The 24,995-nt window shown below is 49.1% G+C and carries 15 protein-coding genes, 9 tRNA genes and 6 rRNA genes; all 30 read right to left on the bottom strand.

The window, feature by feature from the left end:
• Positions 1–11: 11 nt before the first annotated feature.
• The 30 genes from ctsR to ftsH all read right to left on the bottom strand — a co-directional run bounded on the left by ctsR (position 12) and on the right by ftsH (position 24,929).
• Positions 12–476, bottom strand: a complete 465-nt coding sequence (gene ctsR, locus J6600_RS00565) for a transcriptional regulator CtsR (RefSeq protein WP_003156396.1) — start codon at positions 474–476, stop codon at positions 12–14.
• Positions 477–703: 227 nt separating this feature from the next.
• Positions 704–819, bottom strand: a 5S ribosomal RNA gene (rrf, locus tag J6600_RS00560).
• Positions 820–869: 50 nt separating this feature from the next.
• Positions 870–3,797: ribosomal RNA gene (locus J6600_RS00555) — 23S ribosomal RNA — on the bottom strand.
• Positions 3,798–4,030: 233 nt separating this feature from the next.
• Positions 4,031–5,578, bottom strand: a 16S ribosomal RNA gene (locus J6600_RS00550).
• A gap of 166 nt (positions 5,579–5,744) precedes the next feature.
• Positions 5,745–5,820, bottom strand: a tRNA-Ala gene (locus J6600_RS00545).
• 4 nt (positions 5,821–5,824) lie between these two features.
• Positions 5,825–5,901 (bottom strand) — tRNA-Pro (locus J6600_RS00540).
• 16 nt (positions 5,902–5,917) lie between these two features.
• Positions 5,918–5,994, bottom strand: a tRNA-Arg gene (locus J6600_RS00535).
• Positions 5,995–6,005: 11 nt separating this feature from the next.
• Positions 6,006–6,091 (bottom strand) — tRNA-Leu (locus J6600_RS00530).
• A 14-nt stretch (positions 6,092–6,105) separates the two neighbouring features.
• A tRNA-Gly gene (locus J6600_RS00525) sits at positions 6,106–6,180 on the bottom strand.
• A gap of 24 nt (positions 6,181–6,204) precedes the next feature.
• Positions 6,205–6,286, bottom strand: a tRNA-Leu gene (locus J6600_RS00520).
• A 6-nt stretch (positions 6,287–6,292) separates the two neighbouring features.
• A tRNA-Lys gene (locus tag J6600_RS00515) sits at positions 6,293–6,368 on the bottom strand.
• 36 nt (positions 6,369–6,404) lie between these two features.
• A tRNA-Thr gene (locus J6600_RS00510) sits at positions 6,405–6,480 on the bottom strand.
• 5 nt (positions 6,481–6,485) lie between these two features.
• Positions 6,486–6,561, bottom strand: a tRNA-Val gene (locus tag J6600_RS00505).
• Positions 6,562–6,584: 23 nt separating this feature from the next.
• Positions 6,585–6,700, bottom strand: a 5S ribosomal RNA gene (gene rrf / locus J6600_RS00500).
• Positions 6,701–6,750: 50 nt separating this feature from the next.
• A 23S ribosomal RNA gene (locus J6600_RS00495) occupies positions 6,751–9,679 on the bottom strand.
• 175 nt (positions 9,680–9,854) lie between these two features.
• Positions 9,855–11,403 (bottom strand): 16S ribosomal RNA (locus tag J6600_RS00490).
• Together the 16S, 23S and 5S rRNA genes with 9 tRNA genes alongside form the textbook arrangement of a ribosomal RNA operon.
• A gap of 328 nt (positions 11,404–11,731) precedes the next feature.
• On the bottom strand, positions 11,732–13,231 hold the full coding sequence (lysS, locus tag J6600_RS00485) for a lysine--tRNA ligase (protein WP_014416740.1): 1,500 nt from the start codon (positions 13,229–13,231) through the stop codon (positions 11,732–11,734).
• Positions 13,232–13,320: 89 nt separating this feature from the next.
• Positions 13,321–14,322 (bottom strand): tRNA dihydrouridine synthase DusB, encoded by a 1,002-nt coding sequence (gene dusB / locus J6600_RS00480; protein ID WP_209387818.1) that lies wholly within the window; start codon positions 14,320–14,322, stop codon positions 13,321–13,323.
• A gap of 21 nt (positions 14,323–14,343) precedes the next feature.
• Positions 14,344–14,553 carry a helix-turn-helix domain-containing protein gene (locus J6600_RS00475; RefSeq protein ID WP_003150668.1) on the bottom strand — a complete coding sequence of 70 codons (210 nt, stop codon included), beginning with the start codon at positions 14,551–14,553 and terminating at the stop codon, positions 14,344–14,346.
• Positions 14,505–15,008 carry a 2-amino-4-hydroxy-6-hydroxymethyldihydropteridine diphosphokinase gene (gene folK, locus J6600_RS00470; protein WP_007409947.1) on the bottom strand — a complete coding sequence of 168 codons (504 nt, stop codon included), beginning with the start codon at positions 15,006–15,008 and terminating at the stop codon, positions 14,505–14,507. The genes J6600_RS00475 and folK overlap by 49 nt, the downstream gene beginning before the upstream one ends.
• A complete protein-coding gene (folB, locus tag J6600_RS00465) occupies positions 15,005–15,367 on the bottom strand; it encodes a dihydroneopterin aldolase (protein ID WP_014416738.1) in 363 nt (120 codons plus the stop codon). The genes folK and folB overlap by 4 nt, the downstream gene beginning before the upstream one ends.
• Positions 15,360–16,217: a dihydropteroate synthase gene (gene folP / locus J6600_RS00460; protein ID WP_209387817.1), complete on the bottom strand. Its 858-nt coding sequence runs from the start codon at positions 16,215–16,217 to the stop codon at positions 15,360–15,362. The genes folB and folP overlap by 8 nt, the downstream gene beginning before the upstream one ends.
• The gene (pabC, locus tag J6600_RS00455) at positions 16,198–17,082 is read right to left on the bottom strand and encodes an aminodeoxychorismate lyase (RefSeq protein ID WP_115941249.1); all 885 of its coding nucleotides are present in this window, start codon (positions 17,080–17,082) and stop codon (positions 16,198–16,200) included. Before pabC ends, folP begins: the two co-directional genes overlap by 20 nt.
• The gene (gene pabA / locus J6600_RS00450) at positions 17,079–17,666 is read right to left on the bottom strand and encodes an aminodeoxychorismate/anthranilate synthase component II (protein ID WP_007409944.1); all 588 of its coding nucleotides are present in this window, start codon (positions 17,664–17,666) and stop codon (positions 17,079–17,081) included. The genes pabC and pabA overlap by 4 nt, the downstream gene beginning before the upstream one ends.
• Before the next feature lie 6 nt (positions 17,667–17,672).
• Positions 17,673–19,094 carry an aminodeoxychorismate synthase, component I gene (pabB, locus tag J6600_RS00445; RefSeq protein WP_025650395.1) on the bottom strand — a complete coding sequence of 474 codons (1,422 nt, stop codon included), beginning with the start codon at positions 19,092–19,094 and terminating at the stop codon, positions 17,673–17,675.
• A 166-nt stretch (positions 19,095–19,260) separates the two neighbouring features.
• Positions 19,261–20,187 (bottom strand): cysteine synthase A, encoded by a 927-nt coding sequence (gene cysK / locus J6600_RS00440; protein WP_007615206.1) that lies wholly within the window; start codon positions 20,185–20,187, stop codon positions 19,261–19,263.
• Positions 20,188–20,262: 75 nt separating this feature from the next.
• Complete coding sequence (locus J6600_RS00435) at positions 20,263–21,153, bottom strand: peptidyl-prolyl cis-trans isomerase (RefSeq protein WP_045206448.1); 891 nt, start codon at positions 21,151–21,153, stop codon at positions 20,263–20,265.
• A gap of 45 nt (positions 21,154–21,198) precedes the next feature.
• Positions 21,199–22,074 (bottom strand): Hsp33 family molecular chaperone HslO, encoded by an 876-nt coding sequence (gene hslO / locus J6600_RS00430; protein ID WP_004264606.1) that lies wholly within the window; start codon positions 22,072–22,074, stop codon positions 21,199–21,201.
• A gap of 10 nt (positions 22,075–22,084) precedes the next feature.
• Positions 22,085–22,861: a type III pantothenate kinase gene (locus J6600_RS00425; protein ID WP_007409940.1), complete on the bottom strand. Its 777-nt coding sequence runs from the start codon at positions 22,859–22,861 to the stop codon at positions 22,085–22,087.
• Positions 22,862–23,009: 148 nt separating this feature from the next.
• Positions 23,010–24,929, bottom strand: a complete 1,920-nt coding sequence (gene ftsH, locus J6600_RS00420) for an ATP-dependent zinc metalloprotease FtsH (protein WP_004264608.1) — start codon at positions 24,927–24,929, stop codon at positions 23,010–23,012.
• Positions 24,930–24,995: the final 66 nt, after the last annotated feature.

Genomic DNA, 24,995 nt, shown 5'->3' with positions numbered 1-24,995 from the left:
TTTTCACCCGCTTACTTTAGTTTTAAAGATGTGAGCATTGCTTTCATCATTCTGGCTCTTAGTTCATCCCGTTCGGGCAAATCAATATATAGAACTGAACGATCCATTACACTCACCATCATTTTAGCTTCTCTTTCCGAAATAACTCCGTCCTCTAACAGTCTGAGAATAATGTCATCAGAGGCTGCCTGGGACAAGTGGGTATGAATCTGCGAAATAATATTGTTGATGAGGACGACTTCGTTATTCATTTTAATTTTGATAATACGAATATAACCGCCGCCTCCCCGTTTACTTTCAACAATATATCCTCTTTCACTTGTAAACCTGGTGTTGATGACATAATTTATTTGGGAAGGAACACATTGAAATTTATCAGCGATTTCACTGCGTTTGATCTCTAAAATTTCTTTGCCATTTTGATCTAATACTTGTTTCAAGTACTGTTCAATGATGTCAGAAATATTATGTCCCACTCAACCCCCTCCTTTATTGACTTTGACTATATTTGACTTTAATCTTACTATAAGGTGTTTCGCAAAATTTTTCAACTGTATCGCTCTATCTCTATTATTTCCACTTTGCACAGGCATAAAACCTGCTTTTGCAAAAAGGCATATCGTTACGTTTCTCATATTATATAACGTATGCAGAAAAACACAAAAAAGGCAGCTCATGATGAGCTGCCTTTACCGTAATGATAGCTTGGCGGCGTCCTACTCTCACAGGGGGAAACCCCCGACTACCATCGGCGCTGAAGAGCTTAACTTCCGTGTTCGGCATGGGAACGGGTGTGACCTCTTCGCTATCGCCACCAAACCATTGAGAGTGTTCTCTCAAAACTAGATAACAGTAAGCATACATTCAAATTGGTTAAGTCCTCGATCGATTAGTATCTGTCAGCTCCATGTGTCGCCACACTTCCACCTCAGACCTATCAACCTGATCATCTTTCAGGGATCTTACTTCCTTGCGGAATGGGAAATCTCATCTTGAGGGGGGCTTCATGCTTAGATGCTTTCAGCACTTATCCCGTCCGCACATAGCTACCCAGCGATGCCCTTGGCAGAACAACTGGTACACCAGCGGTGCGTCCATCCCGGTCCTCTCGTACTAAGGACAGCTCCTCTCAAATTTCCTGCGCCCGCGACGGATAGGGACCGAACTGTCTCACGACGTTCTGAACCCAGCTCGCGTACCGCTTTAATGGGCGAACAGCCCAACCCTTGGGACCGACTACAGCCCCAGGATGCGATGAGCCGACATCGAGGTGCCAAACCTCCCCGTCGATGTGGACTCTTGGGGAGATAAGCCTGTTATCCCCGGGGTAGCTTTTATCCGTTGAGCGATGGCCCTTCCATGCGGAACCACCGGATCACTAAGCCCGACTTTCGTCCCTGCTCGACTTGTAGGTCTCGCAGTCAAGCTCCCTTGTGCCTTTACACTCTGCGAATGATTTCCAACCATTCTGAGGGAACCTTTGGGCGCCTCCGTTACCTTTTAGGAGGCGACCGCCCCAGTCAAACTGCCCACCTGACACTGTCTCCCCGCCCGATAAGGGCGGCGGGTTAGAAGGTCAATACAGCCAGGGTAGTATCCCACCGATGCCTCCACCGAAGCTGGCGCTCCGGTTTCCAAGGCTCCTACCTATCCTGTACAAGCTGTACCAACATTCAATATCAGGCTGCAGTAAAGCTCCACGGGGTCTTTCCGTCCTGTCGCGGGTAACCTGCATCTTCACAGGTACTATAATTTCACCGAGTCTCTCGTTGAGACAGTGCCCAGATCGTTGCGCCTTTCGTGCGGGTCGGAACTTACCCGACAAGGAATTTCGCTACCTTAGGACCGTTATAGTTACGGCCGCCGTTTACTGGGGCTTCAATTCGCACCTTCGCTTACGCTAAGCGCTCCTCTTAACCTTCCAGCACCGGGCAGGCGTCAGCCCCTATACTTCGCCTTACGGCTTCGCAGAGACCTGTGTTTTTGCTAAACAGTCGCCTGGGCCTATTCACTGCGGCTCTCTCGGGCTTGCACCCTAACAGAGCACCCCTTCTCCCGAAGTTACGGGGTCATTTTGCCGAGTTCCTTAACGAGAGTTCTCTCGATCACCTTAGGATTCTCTCCTCGCCTACCTGTGTCGGTTTGCGGTACGGGCACCTCTCACCTCGCTAGAGGCTTTTCTTGGCAGTGTGGAATCAGGAACTTCGCTACTATAATTCGCTCGCCATCACAGCTCAGCCTTCACGGGAAACGGATTTGCCTATTTCCCAGCCTAACTGCTTGGACGCGGATATCCAATACCGCGCTTACCCTATCCTCCTGCGTCCCCCATTGCTCAAATGGTGAGGAGGTGGTACAGGAATATCAACCTGTTATCCATCGCCTACGCCTTTCGGCCTCGGCTTAGGTCCCGACTAACCCTGAGCGGACGAGCCTTCCTCAGGAAACCTTAGGCATTCGGTGGAGGGGATTCTCACCCCTCTTTCGCTACTCATACCGGCATTCTCACTTCTAAGCGCTCCACAAGTCCTTCCGGTCTTGCTTCACAGCCCTTAGAACGCTCTCCTACCACTGTTCGAAGAACAGTCCGCAGCTTCGGTGATACGTTTAGCCCCGGTACATTTTCGGCGCAGAGTCACTCGACCAGTGAGCTATTACGCACTCTTTAAATGGTGGCTGCTTCTAAGCCAACATCCTGGTTGTCTAAGCAACTCCACATCCTTTTCCACTTAACGTATACTTTGGGACCTTAGCTGGCGGTCTGGGCTGTTTCCCTTTCGACTACGGATCTTATCACTCGCAGTCTGACTCCCAAGGATAAGTCATCGGCATTCGGAGTTTGACTGAATTCGGTAACCCGGTAGGGGCCCCTAGTCCAATCAGTGCTCTACCTCCGAGACTCTTACCTTGAGGCTAGCCCTAAAGCTATTTCGGAGAGAACCAGCTATCTCCAGGTTCGATTGGCATTTCACCCCTACCCACACCTCATCCCCGCACTTTTCAACGTGCGTGGGTTCGGGCCTCCATTCAGTGTTACCTGAACTTCACCCTGGACATGGGTAGATCACCTGGTTTCGGGTCTACGACCACGTACTCAATTCGCCCTATTCAGACTCGCTTTCGCTGCGGCTCCGCATCTTCTGCTTAACCTTGCACGGGATCGTAACTCGCCGGTTCATTCTACAAAAGGCACGCCATCACCCGTTAACGGGCTCTGACTACTTGTAGGCACACGGTTTCAGGATCTCTTTCACTCCCCTTCCGGGGTGCTTTTCACCTTTCCCTCACGGTACTGGTTCACTATCGGTCACTAGGGAGTATTTAGCCTTGGGAGATGGTCCTCCCGGATTCCGACGGAATTTCACGTGTTCCGCCGTACTCAGGATCCACTCAGGAGAGAACGAAGTTTTGACTACAGGGCTGTTACCTCCTATGGCGGGCCTTTCCAGACCTCTTCATCTACCTCGTTCCTTTGTAACTCCGTACAGAGTGTCCTACAACCCCAAGAGGCAAGCCTCTTGGTTTGGGCTGGTCCCGTTTCGCTCGCCGCTACTCAGGGAATCGCATTTGCTTTCTCTTCCTCCGGGTACTTAGATGTTTCAGTTCCCCGGGTCTGCCTTCTCATATCCTATGTATTCAGATATGGATACCACTCCATTACGAGTGGTGGGTTTCCCCATTCGGAAATCTCCGGATCAAAGCTTGCTTACAGCTCCCCGAAGCATATCGGTGTTCGTCCCGTCCTTCATCGGCTCCTAGTGCCAAGGCATCCACCGTGCGCCCTTTCTAACTTAACCGTTAAAAAGAATCACTACGTGATATCTTGTATTACTAATTGAATGTGAATTACTTCTGTTATCTAGTTTTCAAAGAACAACGCATAGGACATGCTAACACATGCGTTGCCACAGGAAGTGGCGCATTTAGCAGGTGTTCCTATGTTTCGAAGGAATGATCCTTCAAAACTAAACAAGACAGGGAACGTTCTGTTTATAAGACCCAAGGTCTTATATTCCGTTAAAATCCTTAGAAAGGAGGTGATCCAGCCGCACCTTCCGATACGGCTACCTTGTTACGACTTCACCCCAATCATCTGTCCCACCTTCGGCGGCTGGCTCCTAAAAGGTTACCTCACCGACTTCGGGTGTTACAAACTCTCGTGGTGTGACGGGCGGTGTGTACAAGGCCCGGGAACGTATTCACCGCGGCATGCTGATCCGCGATTACTAGCGATTCCAGCTTCACGCAGTCGAGTTGCAGACTGCGATCCGAACTGAGAACAGATTTGTGGGATTGGCTTAACCTCGCGGTTTCGCGCCCTTTGTTCTGTCCATTGTAGCACGTGTGTAGCCCAGGTCATAAGGGGCATGATGATTTGACGTCATCCCCACCTTCCTCCGGTTTGTCACCGGCAGTCACCTTAGAGTGCCCAACTGAATGCTGGCAACTAAGATCAAGGGTTGCGCTCGTTGCGGGACTTAACCCAACATCTCACGACACGAGCTGACGACAACCATGCACCACCTGTCACTCTGCCCCCGAAGGGGACGTCCTATCTCTAGGATTGTCAGAGGATGTCAAGACCTGGTAAGGTTCTTCGCGTTGCTTCGAATTAAACCACATGCTCCACCGCTTGTGCGGGCCCCCGTCAATTCCTTTGAGTTTCAGTCTTGCGACCGTACTCCCCAGGCGGAGTGCTTAATGCGTTAGCGCAGCACTAAGGGGCGGAAACCCCCTAACACTTAGCACTCATCGTTTACGGCGTGGACTACCAGGGTATCTAATCCTGTTCGCTCCCCACGCTTTCGCTCCTCAGCGTCAGTTGCAGACCAGAGAGTCGCCTTCGCCACTGGTGTTCCTCCACATCTCTACGCATTTCACCGCTACACGTGGAATTCCACTCTCCTCTTCTGCACTCAAGTTCCCCAGTTTCCAATGACCCTCCCCGGTTGAGCCGGGGGCTTTCACATCAGACTTAAGAAACCGCCTGCGAGCCCTTTACGCCCAATAATTCCGGACAACGCTTGCCACCTACGTATTACCGCGGCTGCTGGCACGTAGTTAGCCGTGGCTTTCTGGTTAGGTACCGTCAAGGTGCCGCCCTATTTGAACGGCACTTGTTCTTCCCTAACAACAGAGCTTTACGATCCGAAAACCTTCATCACTCACGCGGCGTTGCTCCGTCAGACTTTCGTCCATTGCGGAAGATTCCCTACTGCTGCCTCCCGTAGGAGTCTGGGCCGTGTCTCAGTCCCAGTGTGGCCGATCACCCTCTCAGGTCGGCTACGCATCGTTGCCTTGGTGAGCCGTTACCTCACCAACTAGCTAATGCGCCGCGGGTCCATCTGTAAGTGGTAGCCGAAGCCACCTTTTATGTCTGAACCATGCGGTTCAAACAACCATCCGGTATTAGCCCCGGTTTCCCGGAGTTATCCCAGTCTTACAGGCAGGTTACCCACGTGTTACTCACCCGTCCGCCGCTAACATCAGGGAGCAAGCTCCCATCTGTCCGCTCGACTTGCATGTATTAGGCACGCCGCCAGCGTTCGTCCTGAGCCAGGATCAAACTCTCCGATAAAGTAGTTTGACTGACTACGCACATCGCTGTGCGATTTATTTAAAACTTTGAATTAACAGGTACGTTTTGTCTTGTTTAGTTTTCAAAGATCATTTTGTTCACTTTCTCAAGCAACTTTTTAAGTATATAATAAGTTCCTCTTAAAGTCAACATGTTTTTTTATAAATGGTGGAGCCTAGCGGGATCGAACCGCTGACCTCCTGCGTGCAAAGCAGGCGCTCTCCCAGCTGAGCTAAGGCCCCGAAGTGGTCGGGAAGACAGGATTCGAACCTGCGACCCCATGGTCCCAAACCATGTGCTCTACCAAGCTGAGCTACTTCCCGATTTTTAAAAATATTATGGCGCGCCCGAGAGGAGTCGAACCCCTAACCTTTTGATCCGTAGTCAAACGCTCTATCCAATTGAGCTACGGGCGCATAATAATGAATGCCGAGGGCCGGACTTGAACCGGCACGGTAGTCACCTACCGCAGGATTTTAAGTCCTGTGTGTCTGCCAATTCCACCACCCCGGCGTGGATGGTATAGTTGGAGCGGAAGACGGGATTCGAACCCGCGACCCCCACCTTGGCAAGGTGGTGTTCTACCACTGAACTACTTCCGCATACAGGATAGTTATCCTGTATAATGCGGGTGAAGGGACTTGAACCCCCACGTCATAAGACACTAGATCCTAAGTCTAGCGCGTCTGCCAATTCCGCCACACCCGCGTAACATGGTGAGCCATGAAGGACTCGAACCTTCGACCCTCTGATTAAAAGTCAGATGCTCTACCAACTGAGCTAATGGCTCTTTTTAAAAGACTTATGTTATTATCTTGTCCAAAAATGGTGCCGGCCAGAGGACTTGAACCCCCAACCTACTGATTACAAGTCAGTTGCTCTACCAATTGAGCTAGGCCGGCAAATATGGTGGAGGATGACGGGCTCGAACCGCCGACCCTCTGCTTGTAAGGCAGATGCTCTCCCAGCTGAGCTAATCCTCCATATATTACACTTACGTGTAATGGCTTGGCGGCGTCCTACTCTCACAGGGGGAAACCCCCGACTACCATCGGCGCTGAAGAGCTTAACTTCCGTGTTCGGCATGGGAACGGGTGTGACCTCTTCGCTATCGCCACCAAACCATTGAGAGTGTTCTCTCAAAACTAGATAACAGTAAGCATACATTCAAATTGGTTAAGTCCTCGATCGATTAGTATCTGTCAGCTCCATGTGTCGCCACACTTCCACCTCAGACCTATCAACCTGATCATCTTTCAGGGATCTTACTTCCTTGCGGAATGGGAAATCTCATCTTGAGGGGGGCTTCATGCTTAGATGCTTTCAGCACTTATCCCGTCCGCACATAGCTACCCAGCGATGCCCTTGGCAGAACAACTGGTACACCAGCGGTGCGTCCATCCCGGTCCTCTCGTACTAAGGACAGCTCCTCTCAAATTTCCTGCGCCCGCGACGGATAGGGACCGAACTGTCTCACGACGTTCTGAACCCAGCTCGCGTACCGCTTTAATGGGCGAACAGCCCAACCCTTGGGACCGACTACAGCCCCAGGATGCGATGAGCCGACATCGAGGTGCCAAACCTCCCCGTCGATGTGGACTCTTGGGGGAGATAAGCCTGTTATCCCCGGGGTAGCTTTTATCCGTTGAGCGATGGCCCTTCCATGCGGAACCACCGGATCACTAAGCCCGACTTTCGTCCCTGCTCGACTTGTAGGTCTCGCAGTCAAGCTCCCTTGTGCCTTTACACTCTGCGAATGATTTCCAACCATTCTGAGGGAACCTTTGGGCGCCTCCGTTACCTTTTAGGAGGCGACCGCCCCAGTCAAACTGCCCACCTGACACTGTCTCCCCGCCCGATAAGGGCGGCGGGTTAGAAGGTCAATACAGCCAGGGTAGTATCCCACCGATGCCTCCACCGAAGCTGGCGCTCCGGTTTCCAAGGCTCCTACCTATCCTGTACAAGCTGTACCAACATTCAATATCAGGCTGCAGTAAAGCTCCACGGGGTCTTTCCGTCCTGTCGCGGGTAACCTGCATCTTCACAGGTACTATAATTTCACCGAGTCTCTCGTTGAGACAGTGCCCAGATCGTTGCGCCTTTCGTGCGGGTCGGAACTTACCCGACAAGGAATTTCGCTACCTTAGGACCGTTATAGTTACGGCCGCCGTTTACTGGGGCTTCAATTCGCACCTTCGCTTACGCTAAGCGCTCCTCTTAACCTTCCAGCACCGGGCAGGCGTCAGCCCCTATACTTCGCCTTACGGCTTCGCAGAGACCTGTGTTTTTGCTAAACAGTCGCCTGGGCCTATTCACTGCGGCTCTCTCGGGCTTGCACCCTAACAGAGCACCCCTTCTCCCGAAGTTACGGGGTCATTTTGCCGAGTTCCTTAACGAGAGTTCTCTCGATCACCTTAGGATTCTCTCCTCGCCTACCTGTGTCGGTTTGCGGTACGGGCACCTCTCACCTCGCTAGAGGCTTTTCTTGGCAGTGTGGAATCAGGAACTTCGCTACTATAATTCGCTCGCCATCACAGCTCAGCCTTCACGGGAAACGGATTTGCCTATTTCCCAGCCTAACTGCTTGGACGCGGATATCCAATACCGCGCTTACCCTATCCTCCTGCGTCCCCCCATTGCTCAAATGGTGAGGAGGTGGTACAGGAATATCAACCTGTTATCCATCGCCTACGCCTTTCGGCCTCGGCTTAGGTCCCGACTAACCCTGAGCGGACGAGCCTTCCTCAGGAAACCTTAGGCATTCGGTGGAGGGGATTCTCACCCCTCTTTCGCTACTCATACCGGCATTCTCACTTCTAAGCGCTCCACAAGTCCTTCCGGTCTTGCTTCACAGCCCTTAGAACGCTCTCCTACCACTGTTCGAAGAACAGTCCGCAGCTTCGGTGATACGTTTAGCCCCGGTACATTTTCGGCGCAGAGTCACTCGACCAGTGAGCTATTACGCACTCTTTAAATGGTGGCTGCTTCTAAGCCAACATCCTGGTTGTCTAAGCAACTCCACATCCTTTTCCACTTAACGTATACTTTGGGACCTTAGCTGGCGGTCTGGGCTGTTTCCCTTTCGACTACGGATCTTATCACTCGCAGTCTGACTCCCAAGGATAAGTCATCGGCATTCGGAGTTTGACTGAATTCGGTAACCCGGTAGGGGCCCCTAGTCCAATCAGTGCTCTACCTCCGAGACTCTTACCTTGAGGCTAGCCCTAAAGCTATTTCGGAGAGAACCAGCTATCTCCAGGTTCGATTGGCATTTCACCCCTACCCACACCTCATCCCCGCACTTTTCAACGTGCGTGGGTTCGGGCCTCCATTCAGTGTTACCTGAACTTCACCCTGGACATGGGTAGATCACCTGGTTTCGGGTCTACGACCACGTACTCAATTCGCCCTATTCAGACTCGCTTTCGCGCGGCTCCGCATCTTCTGCTTAACCTTGCACGGGATCGTAACTCGCCGGTTCATTCTACAAAAGGCACGCCATCACCCGTTAACGGGCTCTGACTACTTGTAGGCACACGGTTTCAGGATCTCTTTCACTCCCCTTCCGGGGTGCTTTTCACCTTTCCCTCACGGTACTGGTTCACTATCGGTCACTAGGGAGTATTTAGCCTTGGGAGATGGTCCTCCCGGATTCCGACGGAATTTCACGTGTTCCGCCGTACTCAGGATCCACTCAGGAGAGAACGAAGTTTTGACTACAGGGCTGTTACCTCCTATGGCGGGCCTTTCCAGACCTCTTCATCTACCTCGTTCCTTTGTAACTCCGTACAGAGTGTCCTACAACCCCAAGAGGCAAGCCTCTTGGTTTGGGCTGGTCCCGTTTCGCTCGCCGCTACTCAGGGAATCGCATTTGCTTTCTCTTCCTCCGGGTACTTAGATGTTTCAGTTCCCCGGGTCTGCCTTCTCATATCCTATGTATTCAGATATGGATACCACTCCATTACGAGTGGTGGGTTTCCCCATTCGGAAATCTCCGGATCAAAGCTTGCTTACAGCTCCCCGAAGCATATCGGTGTTCGTCCCGTCCTTCATCGGCTCCTAGTGCCAAGGCATCCACCGTGCGCCCTTTCTAACTTAACCGTTAAAAAGAATCACTACGTGATATCTTGCATTACTAATTGAATGTGAATTACTTCTGTTATCTAGTTTTCAAAGAACAACATCTCGAAGAATCAAATGATCCTTCAAAACTAAACAAGACAGGGAACGTTCTGTTTATAAGACCCAAGGTCTTATATTCCGTTAAAATCCTTAGAAAGGAGGTGATCCAGCCGCACCTTCCGATACGGCTACCTTGTTACGACTTCACCCCAATCATCTGTCCCACCTTCGGCGGCTGGCTCCTAAAAGGTTACCTCACCGACTTCGGGTGTTACAAACTCTCGTGGTGTGACGGGCGGTGTGTACAAGGCCCGGGAACGTATTCACCGCGGCATGCTGATCCGCGATTACTAGCGATTCCAGCTTCACGCAGTCGAGTTGCAGACTGCGATCCGAACTGAGAACAGATTTGTGGGATTGGCTTAACCTCGCGGTTTCGCGCCCTTTGTTCTGTCCATTGTAGCACGTGTGTAGCCCAGGTCATAAGGGGCATGATGATTTGACGTCATCCCCACCTTCCTCCGGTTTGTCACCGGCAGTCACCTTAGAGTGCCCAACTGAATGCTGGCAACTAAGATCAAGGGTTGCGCTCGTTGCGGGACTTAACCCAACATCTCACGACACGAGCTGACGACAACCATGCACCACCTGTCACTCTGCCCCCGAAGGGGACGTCCTATCTCTAGGATTGTCAGAGGATGTCAAGACCTGGTAAGGTTCTTCGCGTTGCTTCGAATTAAACCACATGCTCCACCGCTTGTGCGGGCCCCCGTCAATTCCTTTGAGTTTCAGTCTTGCGACCGTACTCCCCAGGCGGAGTGCTTAATGCGTTAGTCGCAAGACTAAGGGGCGGAAACCCCCTAACACTTAGCACTCATCGTTTACGGCGTGGACTACCAGGGTATCTAATCCTGTTCGCTCCCCACGCTTTCGCTCCTCAGCGTCAGTTACAGACCAGAGAGTCGCCTTCGCCACTGGTGTTCCTCCACATCTCTACGCATTTCACCGCTACACGTGGAATTCCACTCTCCTCTTCTGCACTCAAGTTCCCCAGTTTCCAATGACCCTCCCCGGTTGAGCCGGGGGCTTTCACATCAGACTTAAGAAACCGCCTGCGAGCCCTTTACGCCCAATAATTCCGGACAACGCTTGCCACCTACGTATTACCGCGGCTGCTGGCACGTAGTTAGCCGTGGCTTTCTGGTTAGGTACCGTCAAGGTGCCGCCCTATTTGAACGGCACTTGTTCTTCCCTAACAACAGAGCTTTACGATCCGAAAACCTTCATCACTCACGCGGCGTTGCTCCGTCAGACTTTCGTCCATTGCGGAAGATTCCCTACTGCTGCCTCCCGTAGGAGTCTGGGCCGTGTCTCAGTCCCAGTGTGGCCGATCACCCTCTCAGGTCGGCTACGCATCGTTGCCTTGGTGAGCCGTTACCTCACCAACTAGCTAATGCGCCGCGGGTCCATCTGTAAGTGGTAGCCGAAGCCACCTTTTATGTCTGAACCATGCGGTTCAAACAACCATCCGGTATTAGCCCCGGTTTCCCGGAGTTATCCCAGTCTTACAGGCAGGTTACCCACGTGTTACTCACCCGTCCGCCGCTAACATCAGGGAGCAAGCTCCCATCTGTCCGCTCGACTTGCATGTATTAGGCACGCCGCCAGCGTTCGTCCTGAGCCAGGATCAAACTCTCCGATAAAGTAGTTTGACTGACTACGCACATCGCTGTGCGATTTATTTAAAACTTTGAATTAACAGGTACGTTTTGTCTTGTTTAGTTTTCAAAGATCATTTTGTCTTTCGTTCAAGCGACTTTATTATTATATCTTATCAATCTCTTGAAGTCAACAACTTTTTAAATTTCTTTTTTTCGTCAGCGCCTTGTTTAGCGGCAACGAATAATAATATACCACCTCACAAATAATAGTGCAATAGTTTTTTAAAAGAAAATCAAAAAAGTTTTACGAGCGGCTTGTTTCTAAAAAAGCGCCGTACTGCGATAAGCAGAAACGGCGCCTTCCCTTTTATTAGCGTTGTCTCATTTGAGGGAATAATAAAACGTCTCTGATAGACGGAGCATTTGTTAACAGCATGACAAGGCGGTCGATACCGATACCCAATCCCCCGGTCGGCGGCATGCCGTATTCAAGAGCTTCAACGAAGTCTTCATCCATCATATGCGCTTCATCGTTACCTTCTTCTCTTTCTTTTAATTGCGCTTCAAAGCGTTCCCTCTGGTCAATAGGGTCATTCAGCTCCGTAAACGCATTAGCGTGCTCACGGCCGACGATAAACAGCTCAAAACGGTCTGTAAAGCGAGGGTCCTCCGGATTTTTCTTAGCAAGAGGAGAAATCTCTACAGGGTGGCCGTAAATAAATGTAGGCTGAATGAGTGTTTCTTCAATTTTTTGTTCGAAGAATTCATTGATGATATGACCCACCGTCATTGAGTTTGTGATCTCGATACCATGCTCTTTTGCATGACCGCGCGCTTCTTCAACAGTCATCTCATTCCAGAAATCTACGCCTGTCGCTTCTTTGACCGCATCTACCATGTGGAGTCGTTTCCATTCAGGTTTCAGATCAATCTGCTCTTCGCCGTACTGGATTGTGGTGCTTCCAAGCACTTCCTGCGCAATATGTGCAACGAGGTTTTCCGTAAGGCTCATAATATCTTTATAATCGGCGTACGCTTCATACAGCTCGATCATCGTGAATTCAGGGTTATGGCGTGTAGAAACACCTTCGTTACGGAACACACGGCCGATTTCGTAGACTTTTTCCAATCCGCCGACAATCAGGCGTTTCAGGTGCAGTTCAATCGCAATACGCATATAAAGAGGCATATCGAGCGCGTTATGGTGCGTGATGAACGGGCGTGCAGACGCTCCTCCCGGTATGCTGTGCATCGTAGGTGTTTCAACTTCTAAGTATCCATGGTCATCTAAGTATCTTCTCATCGCTTGGATGATTTTGCTGCGTGTGATAAACGTTTGTTTGCTGTCAGGGTTTACGATGAGATCGAGATAGCGCTGGCGGTAACGCTGTTCAACATCTTTTAACCCATGATATTTATCAGGAAGAGGACGCAGTGCTTTTGTCAGCAGTTCAAAAGATGTCGCTTTGACAGAAAGCTCGCCTACGTTTGTTTTGAAAACTTTCCCCGTGATGCCGATAACGTCTCCGAGGTCTGAAGATTTAAAGATTTCATATTGTTCTTCGCCGACACTGTCTTTTCTTACGTAAATTTGAATTTGACCTTCTAAGTCCTGCAGATGCGCAAAGCCGGCTTTCCCTTTTCCGCGCTTTGTCATCATACGGCCTGCAATGGTCACTTCGATCGCTTTTTCTTCCAGTTCTTCTTTAGAAAGCTCCTGGTAGGCGTCAATGATCTGTTGAGATTGATGCGTTCTCTCGAAACGTTCGCCGAAAGGGTCAATGCCGTTTTCTCTCAGCTGGTTCATTTTATCTCGTCTGACTTGCAGCTGGTCGTTCAATTCCTCATGATTTTGCTCTTCTTGACTCATTGGTATCACTCCGTTACATTTTGATTTCACGAAAAAGCAGAAAAACTGCCAGCGGTAAGCTGGCAGTGAGCAGCAATAGAGGGTGTATATTAACCTACTTTTGCATCTCGAAGCTCTTTTGCCTCTGCTTCGGCGGTAAATGCATCTAAAAGCTGCACAACTTCTTCACGCGTCTCACATTGGTTGATTTCGTTGCGTACATTCGCATTGCCTCTGACACCTTTCAGGTACCAGGCAGCGTGTTTTCTCATTTCTCTGACTGCCACATTTTCGCCTTTTAACTTAATCAGGCGGTCTAAGTGCAGTTTGCATACCGACATTTTTTCACGGACTTTCGGTTCGTCTTTTAACTCACCGGTTTCAAGGTAGTGCACCGTACGGTAAATCATCCACGGGTTGCCGAGTGCGGCCCGGCCGATCATGACGCCGTCAACTCCTGTTTCCTCAAGCATACGTTTCGCGTCCTGAGGCGTTTTGACATCACCGTTTCCGATGACGGGAATGGAGACGGATTGCTTCACTTCTTTAATGATATCCCAGTTCGCAGTGCCTTCATACATTTGCACTCTTGTGCGGCCGTGCAGGGCAACGGCTTTTCCGCCGGCACGTTCAACGGCTTGGGCATTTTTCACCGCATAGATGTGCTCTTCATCCCAACCCATTCTCATCTTCACTGTAACCGGCTTATCAACAGCATCTACTACTGCGGATACCATTTCATAAATCTTATCAGGATCGAGAAGCCATTTGGCGCCCGCATCACATTTTGTAATCTTGGGTACGGGACATCCCATGTTTATATCAATAATATCAGCAGTCGTGTTTTGATCTACAAACTTCGCCGCTTCCACAAGAGTTTCCTTTTTCCCTCCAAAAATCTGAAGGCTGAGCGGTTTTTCACGTTCATCAATGTAAAGCATCCCCATTGTTCTGGCGTTGTTGTAAAGAATCGCTTTGTCACTGACCATTTCAGCGCATACCAACCCGGCTCCGAATTCCTTTACAGTCAATCTGAACGCTGAGTTGCAGACACCGGCCATAGGGGCAAGCACAACCCGGTTTTTCAATTGAATATCACCGATTTTAAACATTTTTCCCCTCCTTTCATTTGTCTATTTTTCAGGCGGGGCCAATTCGTCCGCACTTATATTTAAAACATCTGCCGCATCTTGAATGATGGCATCTGACGGCAATCGGTTTCCGCGTTCAATTTCACCGACAATAGAAACTGATATACCTAATGCTTTTGCAAATCCTTCTTGAGTATAACCTTTCAGCTTTCTGAATGCACGAATTCGCCTACCCCAGATTTCTGCTTCCATACTCTTACACCTTCTTGGTTTGTTTCAGCGCTTATCGTGATATGATCCGCCTGCGGACATATTTCTTTTAACGGCGCAAGGACAAATAAGCGCTCATACATTCTCGGATGCGGAACAATCAGCCGCTCTGTTTCAATATTTTCACGATTATACAGCAAAATGTCAAGGTCTGCCGTCCGCGGTCCCCAGCGAATCTCTCTCGTTCTGCCTAATTCAGCTTCAATGCTCTGCGTTACATCAAGAAGTTCAAAAGGAGATAACGACGTTTTCACTTCAACCGCCATATTGAGAAACTGATCTTGATCCTCATAGCCGACGGGATCTGTTTCATATATGGAGGACACCTTTGACACCGTCACGCCATGATGCCGGCTGAGCATGGCCACTGCCTGACGCAAATAATGTTCACGGTCGCCCATATTGGAACCGAGGCCGATATATGCCGTATTGTTCATGATTTCTTTCTCGTCATTTCTATAGCTACTGATTTATAATGGCCGGGAATCGGCGGATCAGGCTTAACAACCTTTACCGTACATTGCTGCACCGGCTCAAATTTCTCAAGGACGGTGTCTGCGATCCGTTCCGCAAGGGTCTCGACCAAATTAACAGGCTCGCCCTCAACGATGCCGCGGCAGACACTGTACAATTCCGCATAGTTAATGGTATAAGAAAGGTCATCCGTTTGCCCCGCTTTGCTCAAATCCAGTTCGGCAGTCAGGTCTACTTTGAAGCGCTGGCCAAGTTTGTTTTCTTCTTCGAACACGCCGTGATATCCGTAAAACTCCATACCTTCCACATATACTTTATCCATAATGTGCGCCTCCTTTGTTCAACATAGCATCCATCATCTTAGTCATTCTTGCGATCTCTTTGACATCGTGCACCCTCACAATGTTGCAGCCTTTCTGGACGCCAAGGCATACTGTCGCTCCCGTTCCCTCGGCACGTTCTTCAGGGGGAAGGTCAAGTACACGGCCGATGAACCTTTTTCTCGATGTCGCCAGGAGCAGCGGATAACCTAACCCGCTGAACACCTCCAGCTTGTTCATGACAGCCAGATTGTCCTCATAGTTTTTCGCAAAGCCGATCCCCGGATCCAGAATCATGTTTTCATCTGTGACGCCGGCTTCTGCGGCAATTTTCACGCTTTCCATCAGGTCTGCAAGCATATCAGGAATAAGATCGTTGTAGTTTCTTTCCATGCGATTATGCATTAAGATAATCGGAACCCCGTGTGCGGCGGCTACTGACGCCATGTCAGGATCACCTTTCGCCCCCCAGATGTCATTAAGGATAGAGGCTCCCGCTTTGACCGCTTCGTCTGCCACGGACGCTTTGTACGTATCAATTGAAAGCGGAATGTCCAGCTCGCTTGTAATCCGTTCTATGACGGGGATGACTCGTGACATTTCCTCATCAGCCGACACGAGTGATGCGCCGGGTCTTGTCGATTCACCGCCGATATCTATGATATGCGCCCCTTCTTCAGCCATCTTCACCGCACGCAGAAGCGCCCTTTCCGTACTGTCGTATTTGCCGCCGTCAGAGAAGGAGTCTGGCGTTACATTTAATATCCCCATAACGAGCGTCTTCTCTTTATAGGACAGAGCGCCTTTTTTTGTATGAATCAGTTTAGGCTGTTCAATTGTTTGCTGCGCCATTTTGTTCCTCCTCCTGTACATTCATTTTGTTTATTTCTTGCTGATACTGCTTACGGAGCAATTGCACCGTTTTTCCGCTCATTCCTGGCAGCGGAACTTCCTCTATTTTAGAAAACGGGATGATTTCAAGCACGGAGTTTGTCAACCACGCTTCATCCGCTTCAAGCATTGATTGAAAACGGAATCGGCCTTCGGTGACTTCTGTCCCCTGCCGTTTCAATTCATCAATGACAAACTGTCTCGTTACGCCGTCGAGAATTCCCGTATCCAAAGATGGCGTAAAGACCTTGTCTCCTTTTCGCCAAAACACGTTGGAGACAATGCCTTCCGCGACATCTCCTTCACCGGTCAGGAAAATGCCTTCAAGATTGGGATCATTCCCGATCTCCCGTTTAGCATACATGTTGTTTAAATAGTGATGGGATTTTAACCGAAAAGATCCTTCAGGCGTGTTTCTCCGGACAGAGAGAAGCCTGCCTTCTTTTTGAACAGGCAGAGTTTCCGGATTGAGCCGGTTGACGAAACAAAGGACGGTCGGCTTTTCATAAGTCTGCGCGGCAAATCCCTTATCGCTGACGCCTGCCGAGATGTTAAGCCGGACACGCGCGCTGCCGTCCTTGATGTCATTGAGGAGCAACAGTCTCAGAAGCATATCAAGCAGCTCCTGTTTGTTCACCTCATATGCAATCTGCAGATCCCGAAGCGCCCTGTTGAGCCTGGCGACATGCGCATCCGGCAGAAACGGCCGGCCGCTGTAAAGCCTGAACGTCTCGAACGCGCCGATCCCGTACAGATAACCATGGTCAAAAGGAGAAAGCGCCGCTTCTTTCTCCTCTATATATTGACCATTCAAATATATAATCACACCGTCACTTCCTTTTTGCGGTGTGTCTCTATAAAGTTTCTGAGCATCTCTTTGCCGAAGGAGGTCATGATGGATTCCGGATGGAACTGAACACCTTCAACAGGCAGCTCATTATGGCGGATTGCCATAATTTCTCCTTCTTTGGTTTGAGCGGATACCGTAAAACAATCCGGCAGCGTGTCCGCTTTGACAATAAGTGAATGGTACCGGGTGGCGACCAGCGGATTTTGCAGGCCTTTAAAAATCGTCTGTCCGTCATGCATAACTTCTGACGTTTTGCCGTGCATGAGCCGCTCTGCTCTGACGACATCGCCGCCGAATACTTGCGCAATCGACTGATGCCCGAGACATACGCCGAAAATAGGAATACTGCCGGCAAAATGTTTGATGGCTTCGAGGCTGATCCCCGCTTCATCAGGACTGCACGGCCCGGGTGAAATCATTAAGAAGTCCGGACCCAGCTCTTCAATCTGCTCAATCGTAATCTCGTCATTCCGTCTGACGATCAGTTCCTCCCCGAGCTCACCCAAATATTGAACCAAGTTGTACGTAAATGAATCATAATTGTCAATCATTAAAATCATCTCTGCTCACCTCGTCTGATTTTTTGTCTCTTCTTCGCTCAGCTCTAACGCCTTTTTCATCGCAAAAGCTTTTTTGAACGATTCCTTGTATTCATGCTTCGGAACCGAATCAATGACCACTCCTGCTCCGGACTGCATAAAAGCATGTCCGCCGGCTGCATAGATCGTCCGGATCACAATGTTAAACTGCAAATCTCCGTTGAATCCGAACCAGCCTATAGATCCAGTATAAAGCCCCCGTCTTGTCGGCTCAAGCTCTTCTATAATTTCCATCGTTCTCACTTTGGGCGCTCCAGTGATGGTGCCCCCCGGGAACACCGCATGAATAATGTCTGTCGCGTCATATCCGTCCTGCAGCTCTCCCTGTACGTTTGACACGATATGCATGACGTGGGAATACTTTTCGATCGCCATAAATTCGTTAACGCGCACGGAGCCGTAGCGCGATACGCGCCCGAGGTCATTGCGCTCAAGATCAACAAGCATGACGTGTTCCGCACGTTCTTTTTCATTGTGAATTAATTCGTCAGCCAAAGCCTTGTCTTCAGCATCGTCTTTTCCTCTTGAACGCGTACCCGCGATCGGTCTCGTTTCAAGCTTCTTCCCCTTCTTTGTCACCAATAGCTCCGGCGACCCGCATATCACTTGAAACCCCGGTGTCTCGAGATAGGCCATGTAAGGAGACGGATTGACGTTTCTCAAGTGTTTATACACCTCATACGGATGAACGGATAAGGACTGAGACTGCCTGATGGACAAATTAACCTGGAACACATCGCCGCTCGCGATATATTGTTTAATTTGTTCTACAGCCTGCGAAAATCCTTCTTCAGTGAACGGAGCGGCGTACGATCCGTCCCCATTCCGATCCAGCGGTGAAAAAGGCTCGTCCGCCGTTTGGAGGGAACACCACATGTCCTCTAAGCCGGACAGCTTTTCTTCCGCAAGATCCGCTTCTTCCGCTTCAGTATGGGTAATGAGCCATAACGCCTCTTCCTCATGGTCATAAACGGCCACATCATCAAAAACAAGAAAGTAAATATCAGGTGTTTCCAGATCATCTAACGACAGCATCTTAAAATTCTCAATATATCGGGCGTAGTCGTAACTGATAAAACCAATCGCACCGCCCTGAAAGTCCGGAAACTCAACGTTTGTTTCCGTTCCGAGCGTTCCAAACCATTCATGAAAGGCCCGCAGCGGGTCACCTTCTTTAAACAGTGTTTCCCCCTCATGCTTGATCGTTGTAATTCCGTCTTTCCCTCTGACGGACGCAATCGGATCTAGACCGGCTATACTGAATCTTCCCCCTCTCGCGCTTTCGAGCAGAACATGCCGTTTTCTCGATTTCGAAAGGTTTTCATATCGCTGTAAAAATGCTTGTTTCGTAAAAGGTATTTTTCTTCCTGCCGGTCTGCGTTGTGCCATCATATCAATCCTCTGCTTCGTTTTACTGTAGTTTTATTTTAAAGCAATCACACTGGTGAAAAAAGTGAATTTCACTTCCAACCATAAAATTCGAAACGTTTTTTGGATTTTCGATGCTTCAGCACAAAAAAACTCCCGGATACAGCCGGGAGCCGTGTATATGTCTCTATTCAAACTGATAAAGCGGTGTGCTTAAGTAACGTTCTCCGTTACTAGGGATGATCGCAAGCACTTTCTTGCCTTTCCCCAGTTTTTTCGCGATTTCCAGTGCCGCGTAAATGGCCGCTCCGGAAGAAATGCCGCCGAGAATCCCTTCTTCTTTTGCCGTTTTACGGGCATATTCAAATGCATCCTCGTTTTTGACGGGAATGATCTGATCATAGATGTCCGTATTCAATGTTTCAGGGACAAATCCCGCTCCGATACCCTGAATTTTATGCGGGCCCGGTTTTCCGCCGGAAAGAACTGGAGAATCCGCCGGCTCTACCGCATAGATTTTGATGGATGGATATGCTTCTTTCAGCACTTCGCCCGCTCCCGTGATGGTTCCGCCGGTACCGATTCCGGCCACGAACGCATCAAGCTGGTCGTCACCAAACTGTTCTACGATTTCTTTCCCCGTCGTTTGGCGGTGAATTTCCGGGTTTGCCGCATTGTTGAATTGCTGAGGCACAAAGTATCCGTGTTCCTCGGCAAGTTCTTCCGCCTTTTTAATGGCGCCCTTCATTCCTTCTGCGCCGGGAGTCAGCACAAGCTCCGCTCCGTATGCGCGCAGCAGGTTGCGTCGCTCCATACTCATCGTATCAGGCATAACGAGAATGGCTCTGAGACCTTTAGCCGCTGCCACCATCGCAAGACCGATCCCTGTATTTCCGCTTGTCGGTTCAATGATTGTGTCGCCGGCTTTTAATTTTCCTTCTTTTTCAGCCGCTTCAATCATCGCCACTCCGATCCGGTCTTTTACGCTGCTGCCCGGATTCATGTATTCAAGCTTCAGATATACATCTGCGCTGTTTTCATCCGTCAGGCGATTCAATTTCACAATAGGAGTATTTCCGATTAGTTCAGTAATAGAATTTGCAATACGCACCATGTTGGACACCTCAATTTCCGACTAAATTTATTGGTATTATAAATATAAGTTATCAATTTCAAAATTTTTTGTCAATCATTTAGTTCTTTTTTCCCCGTAGAACCAAGAGACCCCCGCCTCTTTCCACAGCGTTTTAACTGTCGCCTTGTCACCTAATTGATCCATCGCGATCTGGCGTCTGATTTGGCTCTTCACTTCATTGTATGAGAAAGTTCTCGCTTTAAGCTTTTCTTTCAGCTGAATGACGGCGTATCCTGAAGAAACTTTAATCGGTTCAGCCGACCATTCATCTTCTTTAAGATTTTTAGCTTCTGTGATATATGCCTGCGGGATATTTTCCTGGTTTTCTGTCACAAAGCCGAGGTCTCCGCCATACTGTGACGTGTATCTGTCAGTGGAACGCTCAGCGGCGACGGCTTCAAAGCTGGAACCGCCTTTCAAATCAGCAAGCACCCTGTCCGCCTCATCTTTGTTTTTGACGACGATGTGCCGGATTCTGTAGGAATCATCGAAATGGTACAATTCTTTATTTTTATTATAAAATGATTGCATTTCCTTATCCGATATATCGATGTCCTTCGTCAGCAGTTCTTCAAGAAGAATGTTGTAGCGGATCTGGTCTCTCCATTCTTTTTCGGTAATATGGCTGTCTTCATAAAATGAATTATTCACCGCTTTGATTAAAAGAAACTCCCGCTCCAATTCGCTGTTTGAAACTGTGAGTTTATTCTTTTTCGCAAGCTCTTCCACTACTTGTGCATTAATCATGTCTTCCAGCGTTGATTTTCCGTACTCGTCTTCCATCTTTTTCATCCAGTCTTGCCGTGTGATATGTTTATCACCGATTGTCGCGATGGATTCTTCAGATGACCCCGCGGCTTGGGATTTTGTTAACTTATACGCCACTGTCACACTGCATACTAACAGCGCCGCTACAATAATCGTCAAAAGTGTTCTCGATTTCAAAATCTACCCCATCCCTTTTATAAAATAGAACAACCCGCTAAAGAGCTAGCGGGTTGTTTCGTCACGAAGCTCTTCCAGTTCTTCTTTTGTAAATAAATATTTCTCATTACAAAAATGGCAAACCGCTTCGGCTTTTCCGTCTTCTTCTATCATATCTTGTATTTCTTTTTTGCCTAGTCCTAAAATGGCCGTTTCGAATCGATCTTTTGAACAAGAACAGTGAAATTTGACCGGCATTGTTTCGAGAACGTCCGGTTTTTGACCAAGAACTTCTTCTAAGATTTCTTCCGGTGTCAGGCCTTTTTGAATCAATTTTGAAATCGGTTCGATTTGAGATAATTGTTTTTCAATTGTTGAAATGGTTTCTTCATCAGTCCCCGGAAGAAGCTGAATGATGAACCCGCCCGCAGCGAGAATGGTGTTATCAGGATTTACTAGAACACCTACGCCGACAGATGAAGGGACTTGTTCAGAAGAAACAAGGTAATACGTGAAGTCGTCACCGAGTTCACCCGAGACAATCTCTACTTGTCCCGTAAAATAATCACGCAAGCCCAAATCTTTTACGACACTGAGTGTTCCGTCAGTTCCGACCGCCCGTCTGACATCCAGTTTCCCTTGTTCATTGAGGTCAAAATGAACGTGCGGGTTTGATACGTATGCTCTTACCTCACCCTTTGCGTTCGCATCCGCGACAATGGCTCCGATCGGGCCGCCGCCTTCTATTTTGACTGTCAGCTTATCTTCACCCTTAAGCATCGCTCCGAGCATCAGAGAAGCTGTCATCGTTCGGCCGATTGCGGCTGATGCCGTCGGCCACGTGTCATGCCTTCTTTGCGCTTCATTTACCATATCTGTCGTTCTGGCTGCATAAGCCCGCACTTTACCGTCATATGCAATTGCTTTAATTAAATAATCCATCGTTTACCTCCTATACGTGACCCACGCGATTTCGCTCATAAATGATTTCCAGCCCTTTCAGAGTGAGAAACGGGTCAACAATATCAATACAGTCTGATTCGTTTGCGATTAATGACGCAAGCCCGCCTGTCGCAATGACTTTCGGTTCCTGTGTTGCCTGCCATTTCATCCGCTTCACTATACCTTCAACTTGTCCGACATAGCCGAAAAGGATGCCGGACTGCATGGCGCTTACCGTGTTTTTGCCGATGATATTGTCCGGACGGGCAATTTCAATTCTCGGAAGCTTCGCCGCACGTGAGTACAGCGCTTCCGTCGAAATCGTAATGCCGGGAGCAATCGCGCCGCCCATGTATTGTTTGTTTTCATCAATGTAGCAATACGTCGTCGCCGTTCCGAAATCAACAACAATTAAGGGGCCGCCATACTGCTGGATCGCCGCAACGGCATTGACGATCCTGTCAGCTCCCACTTCTTTCGGATTGTCATACTTTATATTTAAACCTGTTTTCATTCCCGGGCCGACAACTTGCGGCTCGATGTGAAAGTATTTTGTGCACATTCTTTCTAAAGAGAACATAATCGGCGGCACCACGGATGAGATGATAATCCCTTCAATCTGTTCAAACATGAGTCCGGAATGTTCAAATAAGGAACGGAGCAGCATGCCGAATTCGTCTTCTGTTTTGTGCCTGCTCGTTTCTATGCGCCAATGATATTCTAATTCCCCATCATGATATACACCAATCACGGTGTTGGTGTTCCCCACATCTATAACCAGTAACAACCTCTATCACCACTTTTGAATAGTTTCTAATCATAACATTTTCAACATTCTACAATACCATACACGATCTGCGGCTCTTTTGTAAACAAAACGGAACCAGTAAAAAAACCGCCGGTATACGCCGGCGGTTTTCATATCAGAAAGCGAACTATTCTTTCGGCTCGTCTTTCTTTTCGTCTTCTGTTTTAGACAGGATGTTTACTTTCACATCGTCTTTTTGAAGATGGTCATCTGAGAAATTGCGCTCAGGGAGTTTTCCGTGATCCACGAGATGCTTGATTTGTTCCGCATCTAATGTTTCCACATCAAGCAATGTCTGAGCAATCAATTCCAGCTTATCGCGATTTTCAGTCAGGATGGTTTTCGCACGCTCATAACATTCTTTAATGATGCGCTGAATTTCCTGATCGATTTCGTAAGCGATCTGATCACTGTAGTTTTGCTCGTTGTTGAAATCCCGGCCCAGGAATACTTGACCGCCTTGAGATTGACCGAACTGAAGCGGTCCGAGTTTTTCTGACATGCCGAACTCTGTCACCATTCTTCTGGCAATGTTCGTTGCCCGCTGGAAGTCATTGTGAGCGCCCGTGCTGACTTCGCCGAAGATAATTTCCTCGGCAACGCGTCCGCCCAGAAGACCGACAATTTTATCGAGAAGTTCAGGTTTTGTCTGGAAGTAACGGTCTTCTCTCGGAAGCATGACCGCGTATCCGCCCGCCTGCCCCCTCGGAACGATCGTTACTTTATGAACCATATCGGCTTCATCCAGCACAAGACCGATAACGGTGTGACCGCCCTCGTGGTACGCCACGATATTGCGTTCTTTTTTCGATATGACGCGGCTCTTCTTCGCAGGGCCCGCAATCACACGGTCCGTCGCTTCATCAATGTCGCGCATATCAATTTTCTTCTTGTTTTGACGGGCAGCAACGAGTGCCGCTTCGTTAAGAAGGTTTTCTAAATCGGCGCCTGAGAAACCGGGTGTTCTTGAAGCGATCGCTTTTAAGTTCACCGTTTCATCAAGCGGTTTGTTTCTCGCATGGACCTGTAATACGGCTTCACGGCCGATGACATCCGGACGGTCTACCGTAATCTGACGGTCAAAACGTCCCGGACGAAGCAATGCAGGGTCGAGAATGTCCGCACGGTTTGTCGCAGCGATAATAATGATTCCTTCATTCGCACTGAAACCGTCCATCTCTACAAGCAGCTGGTTCAGCGTCTGTTCGCGTTCATCATGCCCGCCGCCAAGACCTGCGCCGCGCTGACGTCCCACCGCGTCGATCTCATCAATGAAGATCAGACAAGGCGCATTCTTTTTCGCATTTTCGAATAAATCACGCACACGGGAAGCACCGACACCGACAAACATTTCAACGAAGTCAGATCCGCTGATGCTGAAGAAAGGAACGCCCGCTTCACCGGCTGAGGCTCTCGCAAGCAGCGTCTTACCGGTTCCCGGAGGTCCGACCAACAGCACGCCTTTAGGGATTCTGGCGCCAAGCTCGGCGAATTTGCGAGGATCTTTCAGAAACTCAACAACCTCAACGAGCTCCTGCTTCTCCTCATCCGCGCCGGCTACATCTTTAAACTTCACGCGTTTCTTTTCTTCCGTATACAGCTTCGCTTTGCTCTTTCCGAAGTTCATGACACGGCTGCCGCCGCCCTGAGCCTGATTGAGCAGGAAGAAAAACAGAATAAAGATGATGACAAACGGAATGATCGTCGTTAAGAACGTCACCCACCCGCTTGTTTCCTGTGCGGGATCAACTTTTACGTCCGTCTTTTTAATTGCATCAAATATCTGGTCTGCTCCTTTTCCCTCAGGAACATGTGTTAAAAAGTACTGGTCTTTGTCGTATTTTTTCAGCTGTCCTTTTACCTCATAAACACCTCTGACAGGCTGAACCGATACGCTATCAACTTTCCCCTCATCGAGGTTCTTGATAAACGTACTGTACGACATATTTTCTGTTTTCGGGTTTGAAGTCTGGAAGTAACTCACAACCCCGATTACTACTAATAAAATAAGTAAATAAAAAATGGTATTACGGAAGACCCGATTCATTCCTTACCTCCTCCCACAGTAAGCACAACTATGTTCAATAGTACCATAGAAAATCATTCCAATACA

The organism is Bacillus sp. LJBV19, from assembly GCF_017797845.1.
Classification (GTDB): domain Bacteria; phylum Bacillota; class Bacilli; order Bacillales; family Bacillaceae; genus Bacillus; species Bacillus velezensis.
Note: the sequence above shows the minus strand (reverse complement) of the source record. Positions and strands in the feature narration are given on the sequence as shown.